Here is a 25,904-nt window from a genome sequence, read left to right as displayed (position 1 = left end):
TTACTGAATTTTTTGTATTTGCTCATAATAGTTATCCATTTGAACAAAGCTCATACCGATCAACGGAATCACCAAATATAAAAAGATAAGACCATACATCGGGGCAAAACCAATCATCCTTCCCCAGATAGCCTTGCTGTCTATTATTTTTTCATACTCCTGTTTTCTTTGTTCGAAATAGTAGGACATATGGGATTCCAAATCATCGAAGGCCTCTCGAATCGTAATTTTACCCAAAGACAAATGGAGCTTGTCCACTAGACGTTGAAATTCCGGCAAAGGTGCCTCTTCTTTTAGCAAGTCGAGAGCTGCCTCTGGCCCGTGTTCATAATGAAGCAAACATTTTTGCAGAGGTCTTTTGAATATAACTGAAAATCTGTTCAGCCACTCCAATATTTCCTCGACAGACATTCGTTCCATAACCCGTAAAATGGAAATAACCGTTTGAAATTGATACACCTCATGCCTCATATCCAACCGACGCATTTTTCGTTGCAAATATAATAAAAGCATAGGCATTTGATAGGCTACATACCCAACAATCAAACTAATCAGTACTTCCCACCACTTGATGTATTCATCATTCCAATCTTTCAGCTTTTGGAGGATACGCCGAGTATTTGTGGATAGCTGTTCAGGAGTAGCAGTTCCATTAGCATTATGCTCTAAAACAATGTACGTTTGTTCGTATGTGCTGTTCGCCCTCATGTTCAGCGAATGCATGATTTTGCGATCAATCTCACTCTGCTTCGAAGCTTCTTTTTGCTCCACCGGACTTAAACGTCCAAACATTTGACCTGATTGTACTGGGGCGTGAAGGATATGCGTTTTCTCAGCTTCATGTAAAAAAAATATCGTACTGATGCTGAGCACCAATCCTACGATAAAAAGAGCCATTCTGCGTATGTAGAGCCACTCCAGCTTAACCTCCGCACCACTTTCCTTTAATAGACGGGTTATTTGGAAATAAGAAGACATATGCTGACGCGGAATTAAAGAATCCACCACATTACGAATGATGGGAAAACGGTATAGCTTCTGCTCCCAAACCCTCCGGCCTCTACCCGCACGATATCCTGTCTCATCGGTCTGTTGCAGTTTCTGTAACAGGAAATAAGATACGATTATCACAATATAAACGGACAATTTCGTTATATAACCCAATTTTCCCTGATAAAACTCATTCATGGATGGAAAGCTGGATCTCGCCCATGTCTCGATTGGGGTCGTAAAGAAAACAGGTGCCAGTGCGATCACGTTTAGACTTTTTAACAGATAGTCCAGTTTATTTCTTCGCAGCAACTCCAACTGGATTTCGCGTGCGAGACTGCCGAGCCCCTTCAAATAAATGGAGCCCCCCTCATCAACCCGGTCACCAAACTCCATTACCATATATGAGATACCGGCAAAAGCTTTTAAAAATCGATTAGGAGCCGACTCATAGTATCTTTCCAATGCTTCGTGCGGATCAACATCTGTTAGCGCCTCATGGATGAGTCGTGCGTGTCTCCCAGCCTCTGCCTCCGCCAAATCGGCCGCTTCGGATATGGCTTCCTCCACCATACCGTGCTGATGGTAATAATGACGTACATTGGCGAATAATTCGATCATCTGTGCAAGTAGCATTTTCTCCATCCGGCTAATGGCCATATCCAAAATAAGACTGTTGATTACCACTCCGCATAAAACAGCCAATATAGCAAACTCTATTCCTGGCTTCATCATGACCAGCACAACGCCACTGCAAGTAAAAGCCCCCCAGATGAACAGCGTCATCTTCATGGTCTGTAGGCGAAGCTTGTACTCATCGTAGGCATGCTGACCAGCTAGACGCTTACGTACACTTGTGATGTATCCAGATAAAAAAGGCACCTTCATACACAGCGTGTACAACTTATGCAGTAAGGCTTGCAGCTCACGTTGAAGTACCGCTTTTCCTTTGCGACCTTCCTGAACAGAATGAATTCGTCCTCTGCGAACTGCATGACTACTTCGCTTACGCAACCCCCACAAAACTATATATAGAAGCGCAAAGCCCCCACCTGATATTAGTAAAATCCATAATAAAATTTCTTTAAGACTCATAGTCTTCCTCCCAATAGCGGGTCAAAAAACTGCGGAAATCTCTGGCATCCTTTACATTCATCTGCTCACACATTTCTTTTGCACTTTTGGCAGTAAGGGGCTCCATCGGTATATAGCTTCCGTTCCGATATTCCATAATGTGGCGATAACTATAGCTCGTTGAAACATTGGAGCCTGCATCCGTATGATCCGGGTCACGCGGCACACATTCTGTGATCCGTTCGATGTAGCGTCGCCCTTCCGCATCACGTTTGAGATGCACATCAAAGTTAATGACATGAACTACCTGTTCCTCAGCGATGCCTTCATGCTGAAATACTCCTGTTTTGAGCAATGAATTACGAAGTGAAAACACGAGATCACGAAATGTTTTGGCATGATGAGTAAAAATGGTGAACAGACTGGCAACCTGCGACATTTGAATCATCCAAGCAGCTACTTCATCACTTGCTACTTCGCCTAGTATATTGACGGTTCCATCTGTTTTTTTCTGCAAGTCAAGCCCTTGTTGTCCTGAAATATGGTCCGTTTCTCGAAAGGTAAGAATGTTACGGCGACTGTAAATGCTGCGTAGATGCAGTTCAAAGGCCATTTCTTGAACACGAAGCGTATACGAAGCATAAATATGCTTGACCATCGCCATTAACAACGTCGTCTTACCTGAACCCTGCGCGCCTGTAATAGCGGTAATCCGGCTGCCTTTCATTAAATAAGAAAGTAGCTGGATTGGAAAATCAGCATTCTGTCCCTTAATTAACTGTTCCAGCGATGCGCTTTGAATATCGAATTTACGGATAAAGAAAGCCCACGATTCTGAGAAAGGAGGGCGCACCACCACTACCCGTGACCCATCCTTCATTTCGTTGACCTTATAACCATTCGCTTCGGAAAGCTGTCCCGGGTAATTGTATTTATAAATATTTTGGCACACCCTTTTAAGTTCACGCTCAGATCCGAAGGAAAGGAACGAAAGATGGATAGTTTTACCTTTATAAAAGATCCATACGCTCTCATAACCATTGGCAGTAGGCGCAGATGTTTGTTCAAATACATACCCATCCGAAGGCCAGTCTGATGATGCAGGAATCCCACCTTCCGGCATACCACTGACGCCCCCACTTACACCGTCGATCCGCTGGTCACGAATATCATCAATGACGGAAAAGCCTTTGTAATGCTGATAAATCCGCTGGACAATAATATCCACTTTCTCCAAAAAGGAAAGAGGGCGGTACTCACAGTCATAGATATAACGAATATCCTCTGCGGTAACGAGATAACTTCCATCTTCTTCACCTTGCTGTGAATACCTCATTTCGGCCAAGTCATAAGTATCCAGTAAACGTGATAGTGCATCAGCGCCAAACTTCTGCTGGTATTGGTAAAATATAATTTCGAATTGATCCTGTATGCTAAACAACTCAGGTCGGGAGAATGGCATAACAATATCGACAATTTTCTCGTTTAAGCCGTAACCGTTAATCAGAAGCTCAGCCATCAGATTTTTAACAAAACGTTTATCACCCATGCTGCCATTGGCACAGTCCTTTAACGCCCTGCGTAGTTCCGCCCTTTGATGGATACGCCGTCTATATTCCTCTTCATGCAATCCGGCATCCGCCATCTGGCTATGACTTAGTTCATGAAGTGCATTTTTGATATACTCTATTAATGTTTCGAATGTGGCATCTTCGTTCTTTTTTTCTACCCGAAGGGTTGAATGTCGCGAGTGAAGATTCCCTCGGTATTTAACAATAATCAGTACGATGCACATCAGTACTATACAGGTAAGAATCAATCCGTTGATCATTTGAGCGGACAGCATTTAAGCGCCCCTCTCCAAAGCCTTGAGCCGAAGATCGGACTCTGCCGCCTCCAGAATAGCTTTGCTGATATGCCGTATACTCTGCGCCCATCTCACGGGCATAAAAAGCTTGCGGTGCTGCTCTTTTCCACTTCGCACCTCACGCTGCACATGGCCGATCACATCCCTGCGGTTCCATGCGTCCATAAATCCGGTGCTATAAGGGACTGTATACAAAGCACCTTTGTAGCCATATCTCCTGCGAATATTCGTTTCATTCACTTGAGAATGCACATCATATTTCCCAAGTACAATCAATAAGGGTAACGATGAATAGGTAGATAACGGAGACACAGATTCAAAATAAGCGTCTAACTCTCGCATATTCTGAGTGAGTGAAAGAACGGCCAGTTTGGCTCGTGCACATGCTTCATGCTGTACAGCCCCCCACCCTGCTCCACTTCCTGCATCAATCAGCGTTAAATCATAATATTGATTCGCTGTATCTATTACTGCCCGTACAAGCCCTGGAGATAGTAACGGCGGTGCAGCTCCAAAGCTGGAGGTTCCCTCAAGTACATCCAAAGTATGTTCGAGTACAGGCGTCGTATAATTACGAATATTTTCTTTAGACAGTGTCCCTCGCAGAACTAAACGTGCGGCAGCATCCCAGCCCCCTTCCTGAAGCTGTAGGGTTGGATCGTCCATACCATACTCTTGTATAGGTAATCCTGATTCAATACCGGTATATTTACGACCCAAATGAGTCAATAATAGTCTTCCTCGATATAGATTGCCTATGGTAATTGCTATTGCTGCCGCCAAAGAGCTACTTCCACTAGCCCCCTTTATGGGGCTCCAAAACAAAATGGTACTCATGCTCTACTCCTTTCCGCACGCTTTAACGCACGACGACTCACTTTTAATTCCCAATTCATCCATTCCCCAATACAAAGGCATAATTGTTTCTTATACATTCTGGATAGCGGTTTTAGTAGCAGCTGTTTTTTATGCTCATTTTCCAGTTTCAGAGCAAGCAGCCCCTCATCCCATGGCAGTACATATGGCTCTTGCTGCCAAGAAGCTGGGAAATGATTCATGTATTCCCACAGGTACGGCTCCTCCACACCACAATCCACAGCCTGTAAAAAAAGCTTGTGAAATACAAGATCTTTAGGAAATTCAGGTTGACTGAATAAATGCTCAAGCCAATTCTGTCCGTTATGCATTAGCATGCGGCTATAATCACTGACCCAAACTCGCAGTTCTGCCCTTTTCCAAACAGAAATTGGGCAAAAATCAGGTAACTCTACATCCAAAATAACAATGTCATAAGCCTGCTCTGCCTTCTGATCAGCCGTCATACCTATATGCAGGTCTTCCCATGCTGTAAATCCAATTGCTACATCAAAACCACTAAACTGCGTAATGGGAAGTGGTTTGTCAAGCATCCCTATGCTATACCGATACCGTCCCCGCAACGTAGCATCTACAAGCAGTACCTGTTGGCCGGAAGCTGCTAATATGCTGCTGATGTATAACAAGGTATCGCTTTTGTCACAAAGCCCGGCAAATATCCATGTTTTCATACTTCCGTTCCTTTTCTCTCATTTATTTGGCATACGGATCAGAGCTTCCGTCCTGCGTCAGAATCTTTGTTTGTTCTTGATGATCCTGCTCGTTCTCATATTCATTTCTTGTATCATCATTTCCGCTTGCTGGGTTTTCTATAGTAGCACCCGCATGCTGAGCTGCAATTTCCTCACTCAGACTCCTTTCCACAGGTGTTGAAATCACACTGTTTGATGAATTAATTGCATTTTCAAGGGAATCCCGCAGCTGCTTGGACAGCTTTTGTTCAGCAATGTGTATCAAATTCGGATCACTATTCATTAACGCTAACACCTGCGCATTGGGCGGATAGGTCGGGATTGCTTTGGGCTGAAATTGGGGATCGACATATGTCAGAGCATAAATGGATGCTTTATGCAGATAGGCATCAACAATCGCGCTCGAAAGCGATAATATTTCCTGCTCATTCAAAGTGACCCAGACAATTGGACCTTCCAGTCGGGAAATCTTCTTTTTGGATAATAGAATGTAATCCTGACCTGTTGGAAATTGAATGCGAATATCCACTTCGTCCCCCGACTTCAGGCTGTTGGGTAGTACCACCACCTTTAGCTCACGGTTGCGTAAATCTTTAGGTGTGGGTTCATCAGCAGTTATCATAGCCGATGTAAGCACAGATCCTTTTTTAAGCTCAATCTTGGCTGTGGTTCCGGAAACTTCACTTTTATCTGCCAGCAAATTTGATGGAGCCTGAGAACCGGGAACTTTAATTCCCTTCAAATCATTAGATGCAATCTGTTCACCTGGAGAAATGTCACGGACAACCACCCAGCCTTGTTTTGCGGTTCGTTGCTCCTGTTCATACACTTTCCATTTCAGTTCTGCCTCTACCTCAGCCTGTTTCCTGACCTCATTCATTTGATGGATATTAACCATAAGGTAGCCGGCAAAGATAATGCCAACAATCCCAGCGCCAATGCAACCGGCGTATAGTTTTTGTTTACTGCTTTTTCTTAGCTTGGACACACAACTTCTCCCCTGCCTCTTTTGATATATACCTTCTATCTAGCGCCGTCGCTTAAGGAATACGAAGCGTCTTCTCCGGGTATCTGGAATGACTCCGCGAAACAGCTCGTCCAACACCTGATCCATCTCATCATCCGGTTCGAAGGGGTCTGAGTGGAACGGTAGAGCAAATACTTTATCGTGATCCAGCTCCTTACGAAGCCTGCGGGCCGCCTCCGAGGTTGCCAATGGCAAGCAGTAATTCCATTTGTGCTGTGGATGGCGCTGAAGAGATCGGGCTAACCCTGCTATATCCTGAACTCTCCATTCGGCCCCTGAGCCAACGACGAGCGGATAATCGGCTCTCAAGAATTCTTCCAGTCGTTCATTGTCCTGCCCACTCCCCAGGTCCAGTACGATAAATCTATAGGAACCACCCAACAAAGAAATGACATCCGCACGAGATGTTTGTCGCCAGTAATGTACTCCATCGACTTCAAAACGCCGACTTGAACTCGATTGTCCAACAGATGTGCCTTCTACGACTTCTTGAAGTCGGGCAAATGCTTTGGCTGTGCTGTGCAGCTCAACCAAAGCTACGGAGCGGGACCTTCGAGCCAGATAGTGGCTCACCGCAATTGCTGTATGCGTAGCACCGGAGCCGGCAGATACACCCAGTACAGCCACTACTCTTGTACCTGCATAATCCATTGAGGCATCATTAACGGATATTCCTTGTTGAGCAGGCTGAAAATCAGCACTGCGCCGCAGTTCTCCAATGACCTCCCCGGCAGATTGAAATCGTTCCTCAGGATGCTGACGCAGCAGTTTTCGAATCACTGGGATCAAATGGCGGGGCAATTCTCCGCGAATATACCCTTCTACTCCCGCAGTCCACTCGCTATATTTGCCTCCTGTACAAAGATACAATAGCAGCGCTCCCAAACTGTATAAGTCTGAACGAGCATCCGTCTGACCAGCTCCATATTGCTCCGGAGCAGCGAAGCCCACTGTGCCCAGCTTTACCGTATCTTGATCCAGTTCAGCCTTATAGCTCCTCGCTATTCCAAAATCAATCAGTATAAATTCCATTTCCGGTGTCAGCATAATATTCGTTGGTTTCAGATCCCGGTAAATGACTGGCGGTTGACGGGTATGCAAATAGTCCAACACATCCAGTAGCTGCAAAGCGAATGGGACGATTTGCTCCTGTGGAATATAGCCTTGGTAGCCCTTCATGTATGCTTCCAGCGTAATTCCTTCGATGTAATCCATGACCAGATATACCGCACCAGATGGAGGATGCTCAAAAAAATCAACAATTCTCGGTAAACGTGGATGGCTTAGCGAAATCAGCATCTCTGCCTCCGTGCGTACAAGCTTCATCACTTGTGGCCCGGCAACCGACTCCTTCACCGCCCATTGCTTGCCTGGCAGTTTTAAATCCTCTGCCATGAACACGCGGCTCATTCCTCCCGAACCCAATGTGCGAACAATACGGTAACGCTCACCGATAATTGATCCGAATTCCAACTGTGATGGTTGCTTCATTATTCTCCTACCTCCTTTCTCAAGCGGACAACGCAAAAAAGGGAAAGCTGCCGCAAAATCAAATTTCCATGTCGTCATGAAAACCGTTTTCGCGGGATGCTTTCCCTTGATTTAAACGTGATTATTATTTTTTAAGGAACAATTTGGATTTATTATATAGCACACCTGTATCCATTGTAAAGTATTATTTTCCATACTTGATCATGTACAGGGTGATCTCATCTCGGTTATGGAATAGCTGCTTAGCTCGCTGAATCTGCATGCCGGACTCTTCAAATGAAGCAATTACATCATGAATGAGCGCCAAGGGCTTTTTATGCATTAGCTTGACCGTAACGATAGCAGTACCACCACTTCGCAAACTATATAGTAAATCAGTAACGAGCCTTGCCATTTGCTTAGGACTCCAGCTCATATCACAAACCAGCAGATCGAACGAATTCTCTTTAAATTTGACTTCACTTGCATTTTTACGCAAAAAAGTCAGATTGGCGTACTTCATCAGTGATGGCTCCATCTTTGCCGGATCAACCGCTGTAACTTTCAGTCCCCGTTCCAGTAAGAAGGAAGTCCATCCACCCGGTGCTGCCCCAATATCCAGTCCCTGATGGAAAGCGACAAAATCTATGCCGAACGTTGCTTCTGCTTCCAATAGCTTGAATTTGGCACGAGAAATTTGTCCATCTTCTTTTTGAAAACGAACCGCGCCTCCGCTCCAATCCGATAGATTGTCCTCAGGACGCGATACACCTGCATACCACGTATCTGTATCTGCAAAAACGGACACAATAACATCGGCGCCTTGTACTGTCTGCTCCATAGGTAGATCACTTAATTGTTCACTCAAAGCCTGCTTGAGCGCACCTGCGCTTTCAATCCAACTGCTATTAGATCCTTTGCGCACTTGTAAAGAAACACGTTGATCAATCAGTTCCTTGCGGTTACGGATGAATGCAACCAGACGCTCCTGTACCTGAACCAGGTCCGTTCCTTCTTCCTGAAAATGAACAGGAAATAAGTGACGTAAAAACATCGGCGGCTGACCTGTAATTGTCCTCACTGCCTCAATTTCTTCCGCAGGTAATGTAGCCAGAAAAATTTCACCAGGTAAAAGCATCGTGCTTTTAACAGAGCCAAATATTCTTCTAAGCTCCTCTTGAGCATAGGGTGCAAAACCGTGATTGGCTGTACAAACAAATCTTGATGATGACAAAGTAGATTCACTTTGTTCATCTGTACTGATATATAGTTCCTCCAAAATAACATTACCCTCCAGTGCACACCCGAATCCAGGGGCGTTCTCCATCCCAATCCAGCTCAACCGGAACTTCATATGTGTGCATAATCAATTCTTTCGTTAAAACTTCCTTTTTCGGGCCAGCTGCTGCGACCTTACCATCACGAATCAATGCAACATGCGTAAAGAGGGGGACAATCTCCTCAATGTGATGAGTCACATAGACCACTGATAACTCCCGCTTGCGGAGCCGATCAATCTCGACCAGCATTTTTTCCCGCTCAAATAGATCCAACCCGGCACAAGGCTCGTCCATAATTAGCAGACGAGGTTCTGCCATCAGTGAGCGGGCCAGCATCACCTTTTTACGTTCTCCTTGAGATAACGTCCCCAGCGGGTGATGAATCAAGTCGCCTAAATTCATACCCTCCAGCAAAGATAGAGCCTTTTCTTTTGCCTCTGTCGGAATTTCCTGATAAAAGCGCAAAAAAGCATACGCACCTGTAGCGACCACTTCCCAAACGGGATCTTTTAGCGCCAGCTTTTCCAACAAAGTCTGGCTGATATATCCGATTTGTTTGCGAACTTCCCGCACATCACATTGACCATACATTTGCCCAAGGACTTCAACCGTACCACGACTTGGAAACATATACCCTGTCATCATTTCCAGCAATGTTGTTTTACCGGAACCATTGCGACCCAGAATAGCCCAATGTTCACCTTCTCGTATGTCCAGGCTTACATCGTCCAAAATCCATCTTTCTTCCCGCTGCAACGTAATGCTCTTCATGGATATCATTCCATCACGCTCCTTATTTTGCTCAGCAAGTGTTCTACAGATTCCATTTTGTAGATGATTTCAGGATTTTTGTTTTCACCATTATATATAAGAAGCGCGGGAACACTGGATATCCGGTACTCCTGTACCAGTTCAGGAATATAGTTAATGTTGCTCTGCACCACTGCTTCTTCAGGGAGCAAATGCTCTGCTACCTCCAGCATTTTACGGGCAGCCGCGCATGTTCCACACATGGGAGTGTACACAAACAAAGCCAGCTTGCATCCCTCCCATATGGCACGGCGCACCTCTTTTTGTCCGATCTCTTTCATCGTTCAGACCCTTTTCTGATCTCTCGCATACGCTCCTCGGGTATGGGCCCGTTATGCACGGTGACTCCCTCTGGCTTATTCGCATAGAGTAGCTCGTACATGGCTCGCCGCCCCTCTGGACTGGAGGAATGCAAGTAAATTTCACGTGGATATAACCGTTTCCCTGCGATAGCAGCAGCCACATCCTTTCCCGTAGGCTGACCTGGACCCAAATCATAATCTAGCGATAGTATTGAAATAGGGTATTCATGAAGTAGCAGTAGACACTCATCCGCATCTCTTGCCAGCTTAAAGCCCGGAGGACAAGGCCGATAATCGTCCATAAACAAATACATCAACTTCTCCTCCTTTTTCCCATAAATGCAAGCTCACAAGCCTCAAAGATAGTTATTACCAATCAGACCGATTTACTCCCAGCTTAGAATCATTTGAATATCCTCCTGATGTGTCCCATCAGGTCCCGTCCCACTCTCCAAAACGATAGGAATACCTCTTACAGCATCCTGATCTGTCATCCAACGCATTCCTTGAGTACCAATGTAGCCTTGTCCCACACGGGCGTGTCTGTCTTTTTTAGAGCCATACGGGTATTGAGAATCGTTCAAATGAACTCCGCACAGAGCTGACCAATAGCCGAGACGATTCCCTTTTTCGATCAAAGCCTCGTCCATTCCACCGTTCCATAATCCCGCTGCATACGCATGACAAGTGTCCAAGCAAAAGCCGATACTGTCAGGATTCTGGCACAACTGACGGATTTGCACCATTTCCTCAAGCGTGGTTCCCATGGGCCCGTGATCCCCCGCCTGATTTTCAATCAATATTTTAGCTTTTCCTTGCCAGCCTTCCAGCACATCATTAAAACAGTTAATAATGTTACGATAGCCCTCTAGTGGGTCTGACGAATGCAGATGCCCAAAATGAACGACGATCCCTTTTGACCCACAGGCTTCAGCAATATCCAGATCATTGCGTAATGAAGCAATCGTCAGCTCATAAAGTTCCTGGCCACGCTCGGACCCATTAGCCGGATTAACGGGATATGGCGAATGAGCAATGGATTGAAGCTGGTGCTCTAAACAGTAAGCGTTGCAAGCAGCAGCATCAGTAGCACTCCATTCCTTCAGCCTAAGACTACGAGGATTTTTCGGGAAATATTGAAATGAACGTCCCCCCTGCTCTCGCGCACGCATAGCGGCTTTGGAAAAGCCACCACGCGTACTCACATGGGAGCCGATGAGCAAATTAGGCATCATGCTGCTGTACCGGGCAATAAAATGCTTTTTTCCCCGCCAGTTCAACCCTTACAATTTTTCCGCCACTTGGAGATTCTTCTCCTTCGCGGTCATATACTCGACACTGATGATCAAATCCACCTGTTAGCGTGTCCCCCTCCATTAGAGGCATTTCCATGTACCCGCCTTCCGCAGTAGCTTCACGTAGTACGGATTGAGTGGCATGATATAGCTTTTCCACTTTTTCTGGCGACTGCACAATGTTTTGTACTTTGGAACCCGGTGTAAATCCGGCGATATAAGCAATTTCGTCCGAATAACAATTGCCAATACCCGAAAAAATCTGCTGATTCACCAGCGTTGTTTTCAAAATCCCCCGGCGTCCCTTCAGCCGTGCTGTAAACTTTTCCAATGTCATGCGGCGGTCTAACGGATCAGGTCCCAGGTCTGACAAAGCCTCCTCTGTTTCTTTAGCCGTCAGCAAGTGCAGATAACCTAAGCGCAGTCCGATAAAATAAAGCTTTAATCCACTAAAATCTAATTCGATCTGAACTGTACGATCTGGACGCTGCTCCTCCGTTCCCAGATATAACAGTCCTCCCAACATCAGATGAAGTACGAGCCGCCCGCCCGTGTTTAAATGAAAAATCAAATGCTTGCCTCGACGCTCTAAATATACAACGGTCGTTCCCAGCAATTGCTTCTCAAACGTTTCCACTTCAGTATTAATGGACTTTTCACGGCTAACCGTCACTCCAGTAATCGGAATGTCCAAAATTTGTTTTGATAATAAGATTCTGTAGTTTTCCATTTCAGGAAGTTCCGGCATATCAACATCTTTCCTTTCGTAGCTACATAGCTTTTAATTCTCGCAAGTTTTGTAAGACATATACTTTCTATTATTTCAGCTCTTCTTTCATCCAGTCCTGCAGTTCAGCGAGATTTTCAAACATCAGGTCAGGTTTCACTCCAACGGTACGCACATGTTCATCCATATTAGCGCGGGTCGTCACGCCCGACAGGATCAGAGCTGTTTTACAACCTGCTGCTGCACCTGCCGCAATATCTGTAAGCATATTATCGCCCACAACCAGAGCTTCATCCGCCCTAATGTTTAAGCGGTTCAGCGCATAGTTCATCAATACGCTTGAAGGCTTACCGATGACAATAGGCTTTACCTGTGAAGCCGCTTCAATTGCAGCTCCAATCGTACCTGCACCTGGCGTTAGCCCATCATGTGAAGGCAATTGGAGATCCGGGTTTGTCAAAATAAAAGTTGCTCCTTCCCGAATCCAACGCATGGCAGCGGCCAGCGCATCATATGTAAATTGACGATCTATCCCCTGCACCACATAATCAGGATGGTTCTCAACAAGCTGCAAACCGGCTCCTGTGAGTGCATCGCGTAATCCTGTTTCACCAATACAATAGACACGAGCTCCAGGACTTTGCTGTGCAACATATTGTGCAGCTGCTAACGCCGAAGTATATACTTCATGGCTGGCCGCTTCAATTCCCATACCAACCAAATGCTCAGCCACCGATTCGGGTGTACGTGAAGCATTGTTTGTAACATAAGCATAAGGTATCTGGTCTGTACGCAATCGGGATATGAACAGATCCGCACCCTTGATCATCCGATTTCCATGATAAAGTGTTCCATCCAGATCAATTAGTAACGATTTTATCGCAATCCCCTCCCCCACTTCAAATCCATTCACATCATAGCATTGAAAATTATAATTCATCCCATGAACGATGTTCTCCTTCTTATTTAACCACCTTAATTATTCAGGTCATTAAATAATCGGCCGTCTCCATTCATCTCATCTATCTTAAGTCAAAAATGCTTATGAAGTCCATGAATTGCTGGTAAACCCTCCAAAATGGCGCCATTCCTCGCTAAAAGCCGTCGCTTTCACATGACATAAGTTCACTTCTTCGTCGAAATCCATCGAAGGAGCTATTTCCTCAAAGGAAATCTCCTGTATTTCCTGGTCATACTCAAGAAATAGAATCCTTTAAATTCGATATATAGAAACTCGAATATGACACGCCTCTATATGTGGTAGAACAAATTCATCCCCTACCACCGTGTACGGGTTCTCATCTCTTGTCGCATCCTGCGCTTTCCCGGAAAATAATTTGGGTGAAAAACAAAGGCACCGGGGCTTGCCCCGGCACCCATGCACATATCTTCTCCAATCGTTTATTAACCGATATCAGGTACCGATAACAACACATGCTGCTCCGCAAGCAATGAATTGGGAAATATGCTTCGCGCTTCCTCCAGCAATGGCTGAAGCTGCTCCTGATCTTTATACCTAGAACTAAAATGCGTCATGATTAGCTGACCCGCACCTGCGGCTTTTGCAGCTTCCGCTGCTTGAAGCGCCGTACTATGATGATACTCGTATGCTGTATCTGACAGTTCATGCAGAAAAGTGGCTTCATGAACGACGACAGTTGCATCTTGAGCCAGCACTACCGTATTCGGACAAGGTCTCGTATCCCCTAAAATCGTGATGATACGCCCTTTTTTCGGCGAACCCAGTACATCCTGAGGATGCAAAATAACTCCACCTTCTACCTCCACGCTTTCCCCACGCTTTAACTTACCGTACACCGGGCCGGGCTTAATACCATATCGCTCCAACAGCTCTTGGTTAAGCTTACCGGGCTTATCCATCTCTACAACTCGGTAGCCATAGCTGTCGATCCGATGATCCAGTAAAGCTGACTCCACCCGGAATTGACCGTCATCAAACAGAACCCCGCCCGTATGCTCCACAATATGTAGTTGGTAATTGATACGCGATTGGCTGATCCCTAAAGATAGCTCGATATATTGCTGGATTCCAGGCGGTCCATATACCGTCAGTGGTGTCGTTCCCCCCTGATACGCCCTGCTCGACAGCAGTCCCGGCAGACCGAAAAGATGATCCCCATGCAAATGGGTGATAAATATTTTTTCAAGTCTGCTTAGTTTGAGCGGCGAACGCAATACCTCTTGTTGAGTGCCTTCGCCACAGTCGAACAGCCACATGCTTCTTCGTTCTTCCAGCAAACGAAGAGCGATGGACGTTACATTTCGCTGAATCGTAGGCACCCCTGCATTTGTACCGAGAAAATAAAATTCCATAACATTAACCTTCTTCCTGCTGACCAGCAAAAAACCTCCGAAGCTCGGAGGGTATTTGCTATCCTATCTGATAAAGGTGTTAAACCTTTTCGACGTTAAAATACTGCGCCTGAGGGTGGCTGAACACCATGGCTGATACAGAAGCCTCCGGTTCCATCATAAACCCTTCCGTCAGCTCAACGCCAATATCCTCAGGTTTTAACAACTGGAACAACGGCCCCTGATCCTCCAGATCTGGACATGCCGGATAGCCAAAGGATACCCGTATGCCTTGATATCTGGCACCGTGTCGCTGTTTCATTGTCATATCGGCAGGGTCTGGGAACCCCCAGCTATCCCTGATAATATGGTGAAGCCGTTCCGCTAACCCTTCTGCTACTTCGAGTGCTACCGCTTGAAGTGCATGCGAGCGCAGATAATCCCCTTTATCTTTCCACCGGGTAGATATCTGCTGAATCCCATGACCAGCTGTAACGACCATGAAACCTACATAGTCCATAACCCCGGATTCCACTGATTTCAAGAAATCAGCCAGACATAGATAAGGCTCTACCTGCTGGCGCGGGAATGTAAATGTGTGCAGTACCTTGCTCACATCCGACGGATCATAGATCAGAATTTGATTTCCTTGGGACTGCGCTGGAAAGAAACGATACATAGCATGTGCCTGGATGATTCCGTCCGTCACAGCTTCAAACATGATGCTGTCCACGGTTTCCTTCAACTGAATCGCTTTCGGATCTTCCGAAGCCAGCAGCTGCTCAACATTGCCTTTTAAACCAAGATGATGCCCCATTAGCATTTGCATATTCACGTAAGGCAAAATATAATTCAGTGGATAATTACGCAGTACATGACGATCCGTATCTGGTGGAATATAGACGGGCAGATCCTGAGCAATGTTAGAGCGCACAGCTCGAGTGAGCTTAGGGAGCGGCTTGGCTTCCACTACTATTGCCGCTTCAGCCTCCCGCTCAGCCTCCATGTCCTCAGCCATTTTTTTGCGGGACTCAGGATTCATAAGCTTGTTGGCAATATCCAGCCCATCCATAGCATCCTTTGCATAGGCAACCAGACCATCATACTCAGGACGGATACGATTTTTAGTGAACTTACGTGTTAAAGCAGCTCCACCAACCATTATTGGAATATCAATATTCGCATTTTTCAAATCCTGTGCGGTCAGCACCATTTGTTGTGCCGATTTAACAAGCAGTCCGGATAAGCCAATCATATCGGCCTTTTCTTCACGGTAAGCCTCAATAATGCGTTCTGGTGGTACTTTTATACCCAGATTCACGATATGGTAACCATTGTTGGATAGAATAATCTCCACCAGATTCTTACCAATGTCATGCACATCACCTTTGACTGTAGCCAACAAAATCTTACCTTTTACTGAGGATTCATTCTTCTCCATGAACGGCTCTAAATAGGCTACGGACGCCTTCATCACTTCAGCGCTTTGCAGCACCTCCGCAACAATCAGTTCGTTATTGTTAAACAGTCGTCCTACTTCCTCCATCCCCTTCATCAGCGGGCCGTTAATAATCTCCAGCGAAGAATATTTCACGAGCGCTTGCTCCAGATCCGGAATGAGTCCCTCCTTACTTCCCTCGACTACATAGGAAGCCAGTCGTTCTTCGAGCGAAAGGTTTGATATCTTTTCTTTTTTCTCCACTTTCTTGTTACGGAAAGCTGCTACAAAAGCGGATAAAGTATCGTCATTTGTTTTATAGATCAAGTCTTCCGCAAGTTTCCGCTCATGCTCTGGAATGGATGCATAACGTTCAAGCTTCTCAGTGTTTACAATCGCATAGTCCAGACCTGCTTTGGTGCATTCATATAAATAGACGGAATTGAGCACTTCACGACCCGCTTCCGGCAAACCAAAAGATACGTTACTGATGCCCAGGATGGTATGCACCCCGGGAAGCGCTTCTTTAATAATGCGAATGCCCTCAATGGTTTCCTTAGCTGAACCGATATATTGCTCATCACCTGTTCCTACTGGGAATACGAGCGTATCAAAAATTAGATCCTCCGCTGCCAAACCATAACGGTTCACCAACAGATCATAAGAACGTTTAGCTACCTCAAGCTTATCCTCACGTGAAATAGCCTGTCCGCGTTCATCAATTGTTCCAACAACAACAGCGGCGCCGTACTTATGAATAAGAGGAGCCATTTTCTCAAATTTCTCTTCACCATCCTCCAAATTAATGGAGTTAATTATTGCCTTGCCTTGCGAATATTGAAGTGCTTTATCAATGACTTTAATATCCGTGGTATCAATCACTAAAGGTACCTTTACCTTGTTTACAACCAGTTTCAAAAATGCTTCCATATCCGTCATTTCATCGCGATCCGGGTCCTGCACACAAATATCAATGACATGCGCTCCGCTTTTTACCTGAGCACGGGCAATTTCAGATGCCTCTTCATATTTGCCTTCCACGATCAAACGCTTGAATTTGCGGGAGCCCAGAACATTCGTTCGCTCACCAACCATATACGGACGATTGTCCTGTTCAATATATACAGGCTCAATGCCCGATACGGCAGGAGGATGATGACCTACCAGCGGACGCGGCTCAAACTGCGCCATACTTTCACTCATAACTCGAATATGCTCAGGCGTGGTACCACAACAACCCCCAGCAATATTCAACCAGCCTTTTTCAGCAAAAGCAGCCATTTTTCGTGCTAAAGAATCAGGCGATTCATGGTATTGGCCATTTTCATCGGGCAAGCCCGCATTTGGATAACAACTAATAGCTGCAGAGGACATTTCAGACAGAGAGCGAATATGATCACGCATAAACTCTGGACCTGTAGCACAATTCAATCCAATCGAAATTGGGTGCAAGTGTTCCAGTGATATGCAAAAGGATTCGATATTTTGTCCGGCCAACGTCGTTCCCATAGGCTCAATCGTGCCTGAAATCATTAGCGGAAGCTCGATACCTGTCTGCTCAAAAGCTTGCCGAATTCCGATGCTTCCAGCTTTGACGTTAAGCGTATCCTGTGAGGTCTCCAAAAGGAGTACATCCACGCCGCCTTCAATAAGCGCCAAGGCCTGCTCTTGATAGCTTTCAATCAGCTCAGCAAATGTAACCCCACCTGTGACAGACAAGGTTTTCGTGGTTGGGCCCATAGCTCCTACTACAAAACGAGGCTTGTCCGCAGTGCTGTATTTATCCACCGCGTTACGCGCCAGTTTGGCCGCCACCAGATTAATTTCACGGGCACGTTCTGGTATATCGTAATCCGCCAAAACGACGGATGTTGCTCCAAATGTATTCGTTTCAATTAGATCTGCTCCGGCCTTCAAGTATGCTTCATGAATCCCTTGAATGACATCCGGTCTCGTTAAGACCAGCATTTCATTACAGCCCTCCAGCTCTTCCCCACCAAAATCATCGGGGGAAAGGTCTTCCTGTTGAATCATGGTGCCCATGGCCCCATCAAGAAGGAGTATTCTTCGTTGTAATGCATCCTGCAAGCTAACTTTATCCAAATTTCTTCACCCCCGCAAAACGTTAAATCCTAGTTTAGCAGAAACCGTATCATTTAGATAGATTGAAGTAAAAACATACGTTTTATACAGGTTGTTCTTTGTAAAAATGACTTCTCTTATCCATTTTTATAGTTTGTAGCATTATAGAGCGTACTTAACCCTGTATCCTTTAGCTATGGTCATTTGCATTATAAAATGTTGAAATCCTGTATTGTACAACCTTTCAAGACATGGTATTCTTTATACAACATTAATCCAAGTGGAAAAGAGGGAATATACATATGGCCGAAATCTTAATACGTAATACGAATGAACGAATTAGCGGTGAAGAACAAGTACGTGAATTTCTGGAGAGTCACGAGATATTGTATGAACATTGGGATGCTTCCAAATTGTCTGGGGAGTTGCAAGAAAACTTTACCTTAACAGATGATCAAAAGGCCGCTGTTCTCAAAACATTTGAACCCGAAATCAAGGATTTAGCCGCACGTCGCGGATATAAAATATGGGACGTTATCACTTTATCTGAAGCAACGCCGAATTTGAACGAGCTGCTGGCCAAGTTTGAGCAAATTCACACCCACACCGAGGATGAAATCCGTGCCATTGTCGCTGGTAAAGGCATCTTCATCATTAAAGGCCCTGAAGAGATCGGCTATTTTAACGTAGAGCTTTCACCGGGGGACGTTATCTCCGTACCTGAAAATATACCTCACTTCTTCACTTTAATGGAGAATCAAAAGATCGTCGCAATCCGCTTGTTCATCGAAGAAAATGGCTGGATTGCCGAACCGTATGAAGATCCAACCTTCATTAAAGCATAATTACGAATTTATCCTTGTGTGAATAAAAAAACTCCCTCTGCTCTGTAACAATAGCGAAGGGAGTTTTCTTAATACTCGTTTCTAAAGACTATTGATTTCTTACTTTAACGATTGAATAATTCCGTCCAATTCAGACAGGTGCTTGATTTGGAACTTCGGCTTGATCTCTGTGGTATTGGTTTTAGCGTTTCGGTTCACCCAGACCGAGTGTACACCTGCTGCCAACGCTCCTTGAATATCAGTCGTCAGTTTATCTCCTACCATTAAAGCATGTTCAGGCTCAATACCAAGAAGCCCCAAAGCATGCTGGAATATAGACGGATCAGGCTTGCCTCGACCAAATGAACCTGAAATGACAACATGATCAAAGAAAGGAGCTAATTGAGGAACTCCATCCAGTTTCTCCTGTTGTAGATCAGGGGAGCCATTTGTCAGCAATAACAGCTTGTAACGTCCCTTCAATTGTTCTAGAATCTCGAACGTTTCTTCATATACATGTGGACGCGCGCGTCTTTCCGAAGCAAATTGGGTAGCCAGCTTTTCCGCCAACTTCTCATTATCTATCCCTAGTTGCTGGAGTCCTCTGCGCCATGATTCCTTTCTATAAACAGGGGCCAACTGTTCCAATTGGCGGAATTCAGGTTGCTCACCTGCTGTAAAATTCGCCCACAATCCTTCAAACGGATTAATGCCGATCATTTGAGTAAAACTAAAGGTTTCATAGGATTCATACAAAGCGCGTGCTTCCTTACGTACGGCTTCCTCCAGAGTTTTTGGATCAACGCCTGCTTCACGGGAGCCTGTTTGACACGCTGCATCAAATGCCTCTTCTACACTACGTTCATCCCACAAAAGGGTATCATCAAGATCAAACATTACCGCCTGAATCGTCATCTGAATTATCCACTCTCTTTCCACAGTATATGTACGCCTATTTGCTTGATTAAGCATTTGAATCGTTATGTGTGCCCATATTAAGCAAGCGGCCGCAGCATGTTATATGAAATAACATCATACGGCCTTTGTTACAGAGCTACAGGCTAAATCAGTTATTTCTTGTCTACCTGTATCTGATTGGATAGCGCAAACTTCTCAAGTCGCTCTGCAATGGCATCCGTGTCATAGCGACCTAATGATTTTGTGAAAATAAAATTACCACCCTTACCTTTTCTTTCAACGGTTACGTAACCCTTTTCAATCTTGATGGCTTTCATGTCCCCTGCCGTCATTGGACGTTCTCTACCACCTTTCAGCATATAGAGAGTATCCTTTCCCACTTTCAAATAAGGACGACGGATGAAAAAGATAACAGCCAGCATCAAGTACAGGCCGAATACAAGCCAATCCATCCCTCGCATACCGGTCTTAGTCAAAAAGTAACTCATAAGCATGTACAATACAGAAAGACCAGCCAGCATAATTGGCACAGTAATGTTACGGCCACGGAAAATATCCATTGTAGAACCTGCGCCGCTAATGGTTTGAATGCCTTGCTTTTTGCGCGATTTATTTAAATGCGCTGTGTTTTTGCGTACTTTTCTTTCAAATGATCGGGCCATCTCTCAATTCCTTCCCAGATATATTACATTAAAACAATTGCCTCAAAGCTGATCTATATAGATACCATAAAAGGTACCTAAAACAAAAGGCAAATTGCAGGCTTGGGCACTTTAACAACATTAATGCTTCAGCCCGTCATTTCCTTTCGATGTATCATCGTCCACAAATTCAATCGTCTCAAGCTGCTGCCGAAAATTACGGCGAATGTTACCTAAATAAATTTCCCGAAGATTGGCGCGCTCTGTGGCTTCCTCTTCCGTCAAACCCTCGGATTTTGCTTTGCGCGCTAATTCATTAATGCGCTGTACCAAGCTGTCTATATCCAAATTGTGTCCCCTCCATAAAAGCAAAGATATAATACACTTTGACATGTAGAAAAGAGCTTGTCAAGGCTCCCGTATTACGCTCCCTGACAAGCTCTAATAGTCTATAGATCAGAAGTTAGGAAGCTTGAGTACCTGACCTGCCTGCACTCCCCGATCCTCCAAACCGTTAATCCGCACAATTCCTTCTATATATACCCGTGTATCCATTCGTTCCGGTTTATGATTTGCGGCAATCTCCCACAACGTATCCCCAGGTTGTACGGTCAGTTTAGTCACTTCTTCCTTGGAAGCTGAAGGTGCCGCGAAAACTGTAAGTACACCTGCCCCTGCAATCCAAGCAACAATCACTATAATAAGAAGCTTAAGTAAAAGAGTATTGGTAATAATCTGCATAAAACGTGCCCTACCCTCTTTTCGAGTCTCCTGTAAATTTTCTAAATTCATCGGAAAAATACTTTGATAAGTGCTATATTTCATCATTGGCTGTGTCCTCCAAACGTTTGTTCTTATGTTTTCACAATATAACACGAACATTTGTTTTGTTCAATAGAAAAGAGAACAAAAGTTCGTAATTATTTTTAGGGATTATTTAGAACTTATGTTTGTACGAACGGAGGTTCTATGCTATAATTTTCCCAAACGTTACTAAATGGGGTTGATACGGTATGTCTAAGATTTCGAGCCGCCAGCAGGCCATTCTTGAATTTATCCGCAATGAAGTGCGTCTAAAGGGATACCCCCCTTCTGTACGCGAAATAGGCGAGGCTGTCGGATTAGCCTCCAGTTCTACGGTTCATGGTCATTTGGATCGTTTAGAGAAAAAAGGACTCATTCGCCGCGATCCTACAAAACCACGGGCTATTGAGTTACTCGGTCAAGACGAATCGGATAACAGCAACTTGATTAATTACTCCATTAGTCGTGTCCCCGTCGTCGGCAAAGTAACTGCTGGCCTTCCTATTACGGCGACAGAAAATATTGAAGATTACTTTCCTCTTCCCCAACACTTTGTTGGTGAGGATAAAATATTCATGTTATCTGTTGTAGGCGAAAGCATGATTGAAGCTGGTATTGCTAACGGAGACTATGTAATCGTACGTCAGCAGCAGACCGCTGATAATGGTGATATTGTTGTAGCTATGACAGATGAAGACGAAGCTACAGTTAAAACCTTCTACAAAGAAAAGGATCATATCCGGCTTCAACCTGAAAATCCAGCCTTTGAACCGCTTCGCCTGACACACGTCAGCATTTTGGGCAAGGTTGTAGGACTCTTCCGGGACTTCCACTGATTTCTCGTTCTTTCTTCCCCGTTATTCTATCCACTAATATAAAACCGGCTGCCTAGGGCAAGCCGGTTTTGTATTGCTATTATGTTTATTATGTATCTCACAACTTTTTTTTCATTTCAGCAACCTATCCCTATTTTTTCTACTAAAAATCAGCCTCCTCATCTCAAATAATTCCCCACTGACCTTGAGCAGCTATACTGTCATGGGCAAAACTAATAGATCTTTCTTTGTTTTAGATAAATATGGTATATTAATTACTTATAGCTCTGTAGGAGGAATTAAATGAAAAAAATTATAATTTCAGCGTTTGTTGTGATATTTATCGCCATAAGCTGTGTAGTTCCAACAATGGATCATTTGTATGCAAAAGAGAACTCCCACATAACAACTTACGACCGTATTAAGTATATACAAATACTTATCCATTTCAGGTATTTAGAAAAGCAACTCGAAGCTGTAATTTTCGAAAGAAATAATTATCCAGAAGACAGCCAAGAATATAAACAGCTCTCTGAACAACTGAATCATATTCTTGCTCAAGAGGCGTACTACGAGAAAAAACTTAACACTCTTAATAGTAAATAATTTTCATACTAACTGCCTATTATCTTTATCTACACTATTAGACTCATGCCGACCTGCCTATAACATTCTCCTGCAACGTAAAGTTGAAAAGGCGAAGACAGGTTCGCATGAGTTTTTTTATTATCCATTAGGAATATAGGTACTAGCTTCTTTTTGCTTTTAATAGATTTATGCTGATACATTACTATCACAATTGACATATGTATATAGCAGAACTAAGCAAAGGAGATATGCAGATGATCAGAAATAGAGTTAAAACGTATAAGCATCGCATCGGGAAAAACAGATATCTGGTCGTTAAAGTCTTTCAAGCCGCAGCTGCTAAAACAGGAAGCGGAAATGCACTAGCAACCAATGCCTTGAATATCAAAATTTCCAAGCGTAAGCATAAACGCCACTAAGATTTAACCGTACCTTCATTTCTTGAAGGGAGGTGATATTATGAGCAGAAGACATTGCAAACGTGATTTAAGAAGAAGAAGATTAAACATCCGTTCCACTCAAAGAGCCATTGCGCGTGCAAGAGGTAACGCACTGGCTGTTAATCTGTTTAGCGTAAATGATAGACAACGCAGACGTTAATAATCGTTTTCAAGCAAAAGCGGGAAGGATTCTTCCTGCTTTTTTTGTGTTAAACGATACACCCAACTCCTAAATTCCATAGAACTGCTAAATTCAGTTGCCTTCCTTTTAAATACCATACATATTCAACTATGCTTCCACTGGTTAAAACAGAAGCGAAATGGTACCCAGTCAAAAGCAGCAGCATTCTTGACTCAAATACTTTGTGTACAACTGACCACACCTATAGCCCTCAAACTTGCTTCAGCTTTTTTCACTTAAGTATTCCGGCTGTATATCCGTCCATGGTTTGTACGTTGCTGCATTGTTTGCTCAATTTTTTATTTTAAAACTTTATAAGGCCCCACTTGCCCACCACCGTATTCCACAAACTCCATCATATCCTACTCAACGGCTGGACTACAGATGCTCTTATCTGACTTAATGCAGCTGAAAACAATTCGATATTGGATCAACACTTCATATGTATGATTCATGTTGATCAACTCGACAATTCATTCTGGATAAGCGCTAAAAATCCTTCTCTAAATAATCATACCCTTACATGATTATTTAGAAAGCTAATATCCGACACATAAAGATAAAATACAACAAACAAAGACAAGAAAAAAATTTCTCTTCACAACCAATGAACTATGTACAAATACATTACACATGTATAACATTAAATACAAATACTAGAAAGGTGGTAACAATTTAATGAAAAAAGTATCTTTACTAGCATCAGTAGCAATGCTTATCTCATCTGTAGCTTTTGCTGCACCTTCTTTTGCAGATCAGGTCACAAGTGACACTTATAGTTCATTACAAGACTCAAATAGAAGTATAGAGTCTGTTACGCCTTTTGCTAATGTTGAATATGTCGTTACTGTAAATACGGCCAATCTCAAAGATGCCGGAACAGACTCGAACATCTCTATAACTCTGTATGGTTCTAATGGAGATTATGCTACCGCTACACTCAATGGTAGCTTTGAACAAGGAGATTCCGATACAACAAGAATCAGCACTAGTAACCTAGGTGACATCAGAAAAATTACTATTAGAACTGATGGATCTGGGTATAAACCAGGTTGGAAAATCGCTAATGTCAAAATATCTGGAAACGGGAAAACTTTCTCATTTGCAGGTCCTAACCGTTGGCTTGGTGACGGCGGTTCCGCAGATTCCGAAACACTTTTTCCATCCTAAAACAAATATTCATACAAAAGACTCTGTCGATATTTGGATAGAGTCTTTTAGTTTTGGATGAATAATCCTACTAAAATTGTATCGCCGTAATTATAACCCCATCTCAAGAATCAATTTTAAGAATAAACTCACTAATGGGAAAAATGTTATGTAATTTTGCTATATAAACAAAAGCTAAGAAATGGCCGCTGGAAAAATATATTGAATCTACCAAGAAAATCATAGCTTTAAAAAGAATTCAAGCATCAAATCACAACACCTAATTTTTTCGATTTAGCATGTCTCTTTTAGTCTCAATACTTTTAAGTTGATCATGTACATTTTCGAATATTGGATTATTATTTCCATCTACCTGACTTAGCGTAGCTGCGAACAGTTCGGTATTCTACTTTACCACTTTGTACTTATGATCAACAGTTACATTACTCTCTTGTATTTTCACAATAATCTCATCCCCAATAGCCGCCAGTGAAAGCAATTAACCCTCAAGCCAATTCTCTTATCATAGGATACCTCCAAAGTATAATAAATCTTCTAAATACTATAAAAGATGTGTCAAAGTATCGTGCGTATTATCGCAAATAAAAGACTCATACCAGTTATTGTTGCAAACTAATAAGGCCCTATCTGAGATTAAATTTAGGTATTAGGAAGGATTGTACCCATTCAATGAAACATTCCCCTTCTTACAAAATACAATAAGCGCAAATCTATTATGGCAGGAAATCCACCAAGTATTCGCCAAAAGAGAAGCGAATACTGTAGCTATTGCCAAATAGCTTATGCGCTCATTGAGTTCAACTATTTGCCATCCATGAGTGAAGTGGTATTATCCAACAGTTCTTTTCACGAATTAAACCCAAAGTGATTTAGTGATGATAACTAAGAGAATAAAGAGCACTAAAATTGCCGCTGTAGAAGTCCATACACCGCCGCCACCTGCACCTTCATATGCACCCATGTCTTAAACCTCCTTTATTTGTCGTTCACCTTAATATATGTATAAATACGTTCAGTGATAGGGCATGCAGGTAAACAAAACAAAGGCTCACACCCAGATAAACCGGTAGAGCCTAATAATCTTTATAAAAGAATTAATTTCAAGATGATTACCAACAAAATGAAGAGTGCCAAGACAGCAGCTATCGATGTCCAAATCTTCCCGGCCGTCTCTTCGTAGCCTCTTTCTATTCCTCTCACACGTAACGCCTCCTTTGTTTACTCCACAGGCTATGCGAGGTCTTGTTTATGGGATGGACTTCTAGGAAAATAAAAACACT

General features: G+C 43.7%; 26 protein-coding genes. 6 read left to right on the top strand and 20 right to left on the bottom strand.

Annotated features, from left to right (window positions below; all coding sequences use genetic code 11):
• The 15 genes from MKX59_RS13245 to metH form a co-directional block, all read right to left on the bottom strand.
• Positions 1-2,085 (bottom strand): hypothetical protein, encoded by a 2,085-nt coding sequence (locus tag MKX59_RS13245; RefSeq protein ID WP_340858474.1) that lies wholly within the window; start codon positions 2,083-2,085, stop codon positions 1-3.
• Positions 2,075-3,910, bottom strand: a complete 1,836-nt coding sequence (locus tag MKX59_RS13240) for an ATPase, T2SS/T4P/T4SS family (protein WP_053325607.1) — start codon at positions 3,908-3,910, stop codon at positions 2,075-2,077. The genes MKX59_RS13245 and MKX59_RS13240 overlap by 11 nt, the downstream gene beginning before the upstream one ends.
• Positions 3,911-4,768, bottom strand: a complete 858-nt coding sequence (locus MKX59_RS13235; RefSeq protein ID WP_023988988.1) for a hypothetical protein — start codon at positions 4,766-4,768, stop codon at positions 3,911-3,913.
• Positions 4,765-5,478: a hypothetical protein gene (locus MKX59_RS13230; RefSeq protein WP_071558653.1), complete on the bottom strand. Its 714-nt coding sequence runs from the start codon at positions 5,476-5,478 to the stop codon at positions 4,765-4,767. Before MKX59_RS13230 ends, MKX59_RS13235 begins: the two co-directional genes overlap by 4 nt.
• A 22-nt stretch (positions 5,479-5,500) precedes the next feature.
• Complete coding sequence (locus MKX59_RS13225; RefSeq protein ID WP_075154275.1) at positions 5,501-6,487, bottom strand: SAF domain-containing protein; 987 nt, start codon at positions 6,485-6,487, stop codon at positions 5,501-5,503.
• A gap of 39 nt (positions 6,488-6,526) precedes the next feature.
• Positions 6,527-8,020, bottom strand: coding sequence for a serine/threonine-protein kinase (locus MKX59_RS13220; protein WP_081326442.1), 1,494 nt, complete (start codon positions 8,018-8,020; stop codon positions 6,527-6,529).
• Positions 8,021-8,201: 181 nt separating this feature from the next.
• Positions 8,202-9,260, bottom strand: a complete 1,059-nt coding sequence (locus MKX59_RS13215; RefSeq protein ID WP_076264882.1) for an SAM-dependent methyltransferase — start codon at positions 9,258-9,260, stop codon at positions 8,202-8,204.
• A gap of 22 nt (positions 9,261-9,282) precedes the next feature.
• Entirely contained in the window at positions 9,283-10,056 is a 774-nt protein-coding gene (locus MKX59_RS13210; protein WP_076264870.1) for an ABC transporter ATP-binding protein, read from the bottom strand.
• A complete protein-coding gene (locus tag MKX59_RS13205) occupies positions 10,053-10,367 on the bottom strand; it encodes a thioredoxin family protein (protein WP_076264869.1) in 315 nt (104 codons plus the stop codon). The genes MKX59_RS13210 and MKX59_RS13205 overlap by 4 nt, the downstream gene beginning before the upstream one ends.
• On the bottom strand, positions 10,364-10,702 hold the full coding sequence (locus MKX59_RS13200) for a cyclic-phosphate processing receiver domain-containing protein (protein ID WP_025724126.1): 339 nt from the start codon (positions 10,700-10,702) through the stop codon (positions 10,364-10,366). The genes MKX59_RS13205 and MKX59_RS13200 overlap by 4 nt, the downstream gene beginning before the upstream one ends.
• A 72-nt stretch (positions 10,703-10,774) precedes the next feature.
• Positions 10,775-11,623: a deoxyribonuclease IV gene (locus MKX59_RS13195; protein ID WP_179085457.1), complete on the bottom strand. Its 849-nt coding sequence runs from the start codon at positions 11,621-11,623 to the stop codon at positions 10,775-10,777.
• Positions 11,613-12,431, bottom strand: coding sequence for an Fpg/Nei family DNA glycosylase (locus MKX59_RS13190; RefSeq protein ID WP_028541727.1), 819 nt, complete (start codon positions 12,429-12,431; stop codon positions 11,613-11,615). The genes MKX59_RS13195 and MKX59_RS13190 overlap by 11 nt, the downstream gene beginning before the upstream one ends.
• Positions 12,432-12,501: 70 nt before the next feature.
• Positions 12,502-13,350: a TIGR01457 family HAD-type hydrolase gene (locus tag MKX59_RS13185; protein ID WP_081384262.1), complete on the bottom strand. Its 849-nt coding sequence runs from the start codon at positions 13,348-13,350 to the stop codon at positions 12,502-12,504.
• Positions 13,351-13,814: 464 nt separating this feature from the next.
• On the bottom strand, positions 13,815-14,744 hold the full coding sequence (gene rnz, locus MKX59_RS13180) for a ribonuclease Z (RefSeq protein WP_028541729.1): 930 nt from the start codon (positions 14,742-14,744) through the stop codon (positions 13,815-13,817).
• Positions 14,745-14,823: 79 nt separating this feature from the next.
• On the bottom strand, positions 14,824-18,264 hold the full coding sequence (gene metH / locus MKX59_RS13175; protein ID WP_068942630.1) for a methionine synthase: 3,441 nt from the start codon (positions 18,262-18,264) through the stop codon (positions 14,824-14,826).
• 281 nt (positions 18,265-18,545) lie between these two features.
• Here metH and MKX59_RS13170 point away from each other — a divergent pair, with 281 nt between their 5' ends.
• Positions 18,546-19,088 carry a 1,2-dihydroxy-3-keto-5-methylthiopentene dioxygenase gene (locus tag MKX59_RS13170; RefSeq protein WP_023989001.1) on the top strand — a complete coding sequence of 181 codons (543 nt, stop codon included), beginning with the start codon at positions 18,546-18,548 and terminating at the stop codon, positions 19,086-19,088.
• Positions 19,089-19,187: 99 nt separating this feature from the next.
• Here the strand turns inward: MKX59_RS13170 and MKX59_RS13165 are convergent, their stop codons facing one another.
• The 4 genes from MKX59_RS13165 to MKX59_RS13150 all read right to left on the bottom strand — a co-directional run bounded on the left by MKX59_RS13165 (position 19,188) and on the right by MKX59_RS13150 (position 21,451).
• On the bottom strand, positions 19,188-19,982 hold the full coding sequence (locus MKX59_RS13165) for an HAD family hydrolase (RefSeq protein ID WP_218638979.1): 795 nt from the start codon (positions 19,980-19,982) through the stop codon (positions 19,188-19,190).
• 155 nt (positions 19,983-20,137) lie between these two features.
• Positions 20,138-20,647 carry a hypothetical protein gene (locus MKX59_RS13160; protein ID WP_023989003.1) on the bottom strand — a complete coding sequence of 170 codons (510 nt, stop codon included), beginning with the start codon at positions 20,645-20,647 and terminating at the stop codon, positions 20,138-20,140.
• Between the two features lie 120 nt (positions 20,648-20,767).
• On the bottom strand, positions 20,768-20,974 hold the full coding sequence (locus MKX59_RS13155) for a DUF896 domain-containing protein (RefSeq protein ID WP_013310543.1): 207 nt from the start codon (positions 20,972-20,974) through the stop codon (positions 20,768-20,770).
• A gap of 108 nt (positions 20,975-21,082) precedes the next feature.
• Entirely contained in the window at positions 21,083-21,451 is a 369-nt protein-coding gene (locus tag MKX59_RS13150; protein ID WP_034095187.1) for a LysM peptidoglycan-binding domain-containing protein, read from the bottom strand.
• A gap of 188 nt (positions 21,452-21,639) precedes the next feature.
• Between MKX59_RS13150 and lexA the strand changes: the two genes are divergently transcribed.
• The 5 genes from lexA to MKX59_RS13125 all read left to right on the top strand — a co-directional run bounded on the left by lexA (position 21,640) and on the right by MKX59_RS13125 (position 24,624).
• A complete protein-coding gene (gene lexA / locus MKX59_RS13145) occupies positions 21,640-22,266 on the top strand; it encodes a transcriptional repressor LexA (protein ID WP_013310545.1) in 627 nt (208 codons plus the stop codon).
• Between the two features lie 282 nt (positions 22,267-22,548).
• Positions 22,549-22,851 carry a hypothetical protein gene (locus MKX59_RS13140; RefSeq protein ID WP_028541732.1) on the top strand — a complete coding sequence of 101 codons (303 nt, stop codon included), beginning with the start codon at positions 22,549-22,551 and terminating at the stop codon, positions 22,849-22,851.
• A 236-nt stretch (positions 22,852-23,087) separates the two neighbouring features.
• A complete protein-coding gene (locus MKX59_RS13135; protein WP_013310546.1) occupies positions 23,088-23,252 on the top strand; it encodes a hypothetical protein in 165 nt (54 codons plus the stop codon).
• Between the two features lie 40 nt (positions 23,253-23,292).
• Positions 23,293-23,433: a hypothetical protein gene (locus MKX59_RS13130; protein WP_167348633.1), complete on the top strand. Its 141-nt coding sequence runs from the start codon at positions 23,293-23,295 to the stop codon at positions 23,431-23,433.
• A gap of 699 nt (positions 23,434-24,132) precedes the next feature.
• Complete coding sequence (locus MKX59_RS13125) at positions 24,133-24,624, top strand: PLAT/LH2 domain-containing protein (protein ID WP_023989006.1); 492 nt, start codon at positions 24,133-24,135, stop codon at positions 24,622-24,624.
• A gap of 853 nt (positions 24,625-25,477) precedes the next feature.
• Here the strand turns inward: MKX59_RS13125 and MKX59_RS13120 are convergent.
• On the bottom strand, positions 25,478-25,585 hold the full coding sequence (locus MKX59_RS13120; protein WP_023989007.1) for a hypothetical protein: 108 nt from the start codon (positions 25,583-25,585) through the stop codon (positions 25,478-25,480).
• Positions 25,586-25,904 lie beyond the last annotated feature (319 nt).

Source organism: Paenibacillus sp. FSL R7-0340 (assembly GCF_038002205.1).
Lineage (GTDB): Bacteria > Bacillota > Bacilli > Paenibacillales > Paenibacillaceae > Paenibacillus > Paenibacillus polymyxa_B.
This window is presented reverse-complemented; position numbering and strand designations above follow the sequence as displayed.

What these genes read in the sequence shown, in the direction of transcription:
- MKX59_RS13245 (WP_340858474.1), bottom strand. Translation starts at nt 2,085, where the DNA reads ATGAGTCTTAAAGAAATTTTATTATGGATTTTACTAATATCAGGTGGG.
- MKX59_RS13240 (WP_053325607.1), bottom strand. Translation starts at nt 3,910, where the DNA reads ATGCTGTCCGCTCAAATGATCAACGGATTGATTCTTACCTGTATAGTA.
- MKX59_RS13235 (WP_023988988.1), bottom strand. Translation starts at nt 4,768, where the DNA reads ATGAGTACCATTTTGTTTTGGAGCCCCATAAAGGGGGCTAGTGGAAGT.
- MKX59_RS13230 (WP_071558653.1), bottom strand. Translation starts at nt 5,478, where the DNA reads ATGAAAACATGGATATTTGCCGGGCTTTGTGACAAAAGCGATACCTTG.
- MKX59_RS13210 (WP_076264870.1), bottom strand. Translation starts at nt 10,056, where the DNA reads ATGATATCCATGAAGAGCATTACGTTGCAGCGGGAAGAAAGATGGATT.
- MKX59_RS13205 (WP_076264869.1), bottom strand. Translation starts at nt 10,367, where the DNA reads ATGAAAGAGATCGGACAAAAAGAGGTGCGCCGTGCCATATGGGAGGGA.
- MKX59_RS13200 (WP_025724126.1), bottom strand. Translation starts at nt 10,702, where the DNA reads ATGTATTTGTTTATGGACGATTATCGGCCTTGTCCTCCGGGCTTTAAG.
- MKX59_RS13195 (WP_179085457.1), bottom strand. Translation starts at nt 11,623, where the DNA reads ATGATGCCTAATTTGCTCATCGGCTCCCATGTGAGTACGCGTGGTGGC.
- MKX59_RS13190 (WP_028541727.1), bottom strand. Translation starts at nt 12,431, where the DNA reads ATGCCGGAACTTCCTGAAATGGAAAACTACAGAATCTTATTATCAAAA.
- MKX59_RS13185 (WP_081384262.1), bottom strand. Translation starts at nt 13,350, where the DNA reads ATGAATTATAATTTTCAATGCTATGATGTGAATGGATTTGAAGTGGGG.
- rnz (WP_028541729.1), bottom strand. Translation starts at nt 14,744, where the DNA reads ATGGAATTTTATTTTCTCGGTACAAATGCAGGGGTGCCTACGATTCAG.
- MKX59_RS13170 (WP_023989001.1), top strand. Translation starts at nt 18,546, where the DNA reads ATGGCCGAAATCTTAATACGTAATACGAATGAACGAATTAGCGGTGAA.
- MKX59_RS13165 (WP_218638979.1), bottom strand. Translation starts at nt 19,982, where the DNA reads ATGACGATTCAGGCGGTAATGTTTGATCTTGATGATACCCTTTTGTGG.
- MKX59_RS13160 (WP_023989003.1), bottom strand. Translation starts at nt 20,647, where the DNA reads ATGGCCCGATCATTTGAAAGAAAAGTACGCAAAAACACAGCGCATTTA.
- MKX59_RS13150 (WP_034095187.1), bottom strand. Translation starts at nt 21,451, where the DNA reads ATGAAATATAGCACTTATCAAAGTATTTTTCCGATGAATTTAGAAAAT.
- lexA (WP_013310545.1), top strand. Translation starts at nt 21,640, where the DNA reads ATGTCTAAGATTTCGAGCCGCCAGCAGGCCATTCTTGAATTTATCCGC.
- MKX59_RS13140 (WP_028541732.1), top strand. Translation starts at nt 22,549, where the DNA reads ATGAAAAAAATTATAATTTCAGCGTTTGTTGTGATATTTATCGCCATA.
- MKX59_RS13135 (WP_013310546.1), top strand. Translation starts at nt 23,088, where the DNA reads ATGATCAGAAATAGAGTTAAAACGTATAAGCATCGCATCGGGAAAAAC.
- MKX59_RS13130 (WP_167348633.1), top strand. Translation starts at nt 23,293, where the DNA reads ATGAGCAGAAGACATTGCAAACGTGATTTAAGAAGAAGAAGATTAAAC.
- MKX59_RS13125 (WP_023989006.1), top strand. Translation starts at nt 24,133, where the DNA reads ATGAAAAAAGTATCTTTACTAGCATCAGTAGCAATGCTTATCTCATCT.
- MKX59_RS13120 (WP_023989007.1), bottom strand. Translation starts at nt 25,585, where the DNA reads ATGGGTGCATATGAAGGTGCAGGTGGCGGCGGTGTATGGACTTCTACA.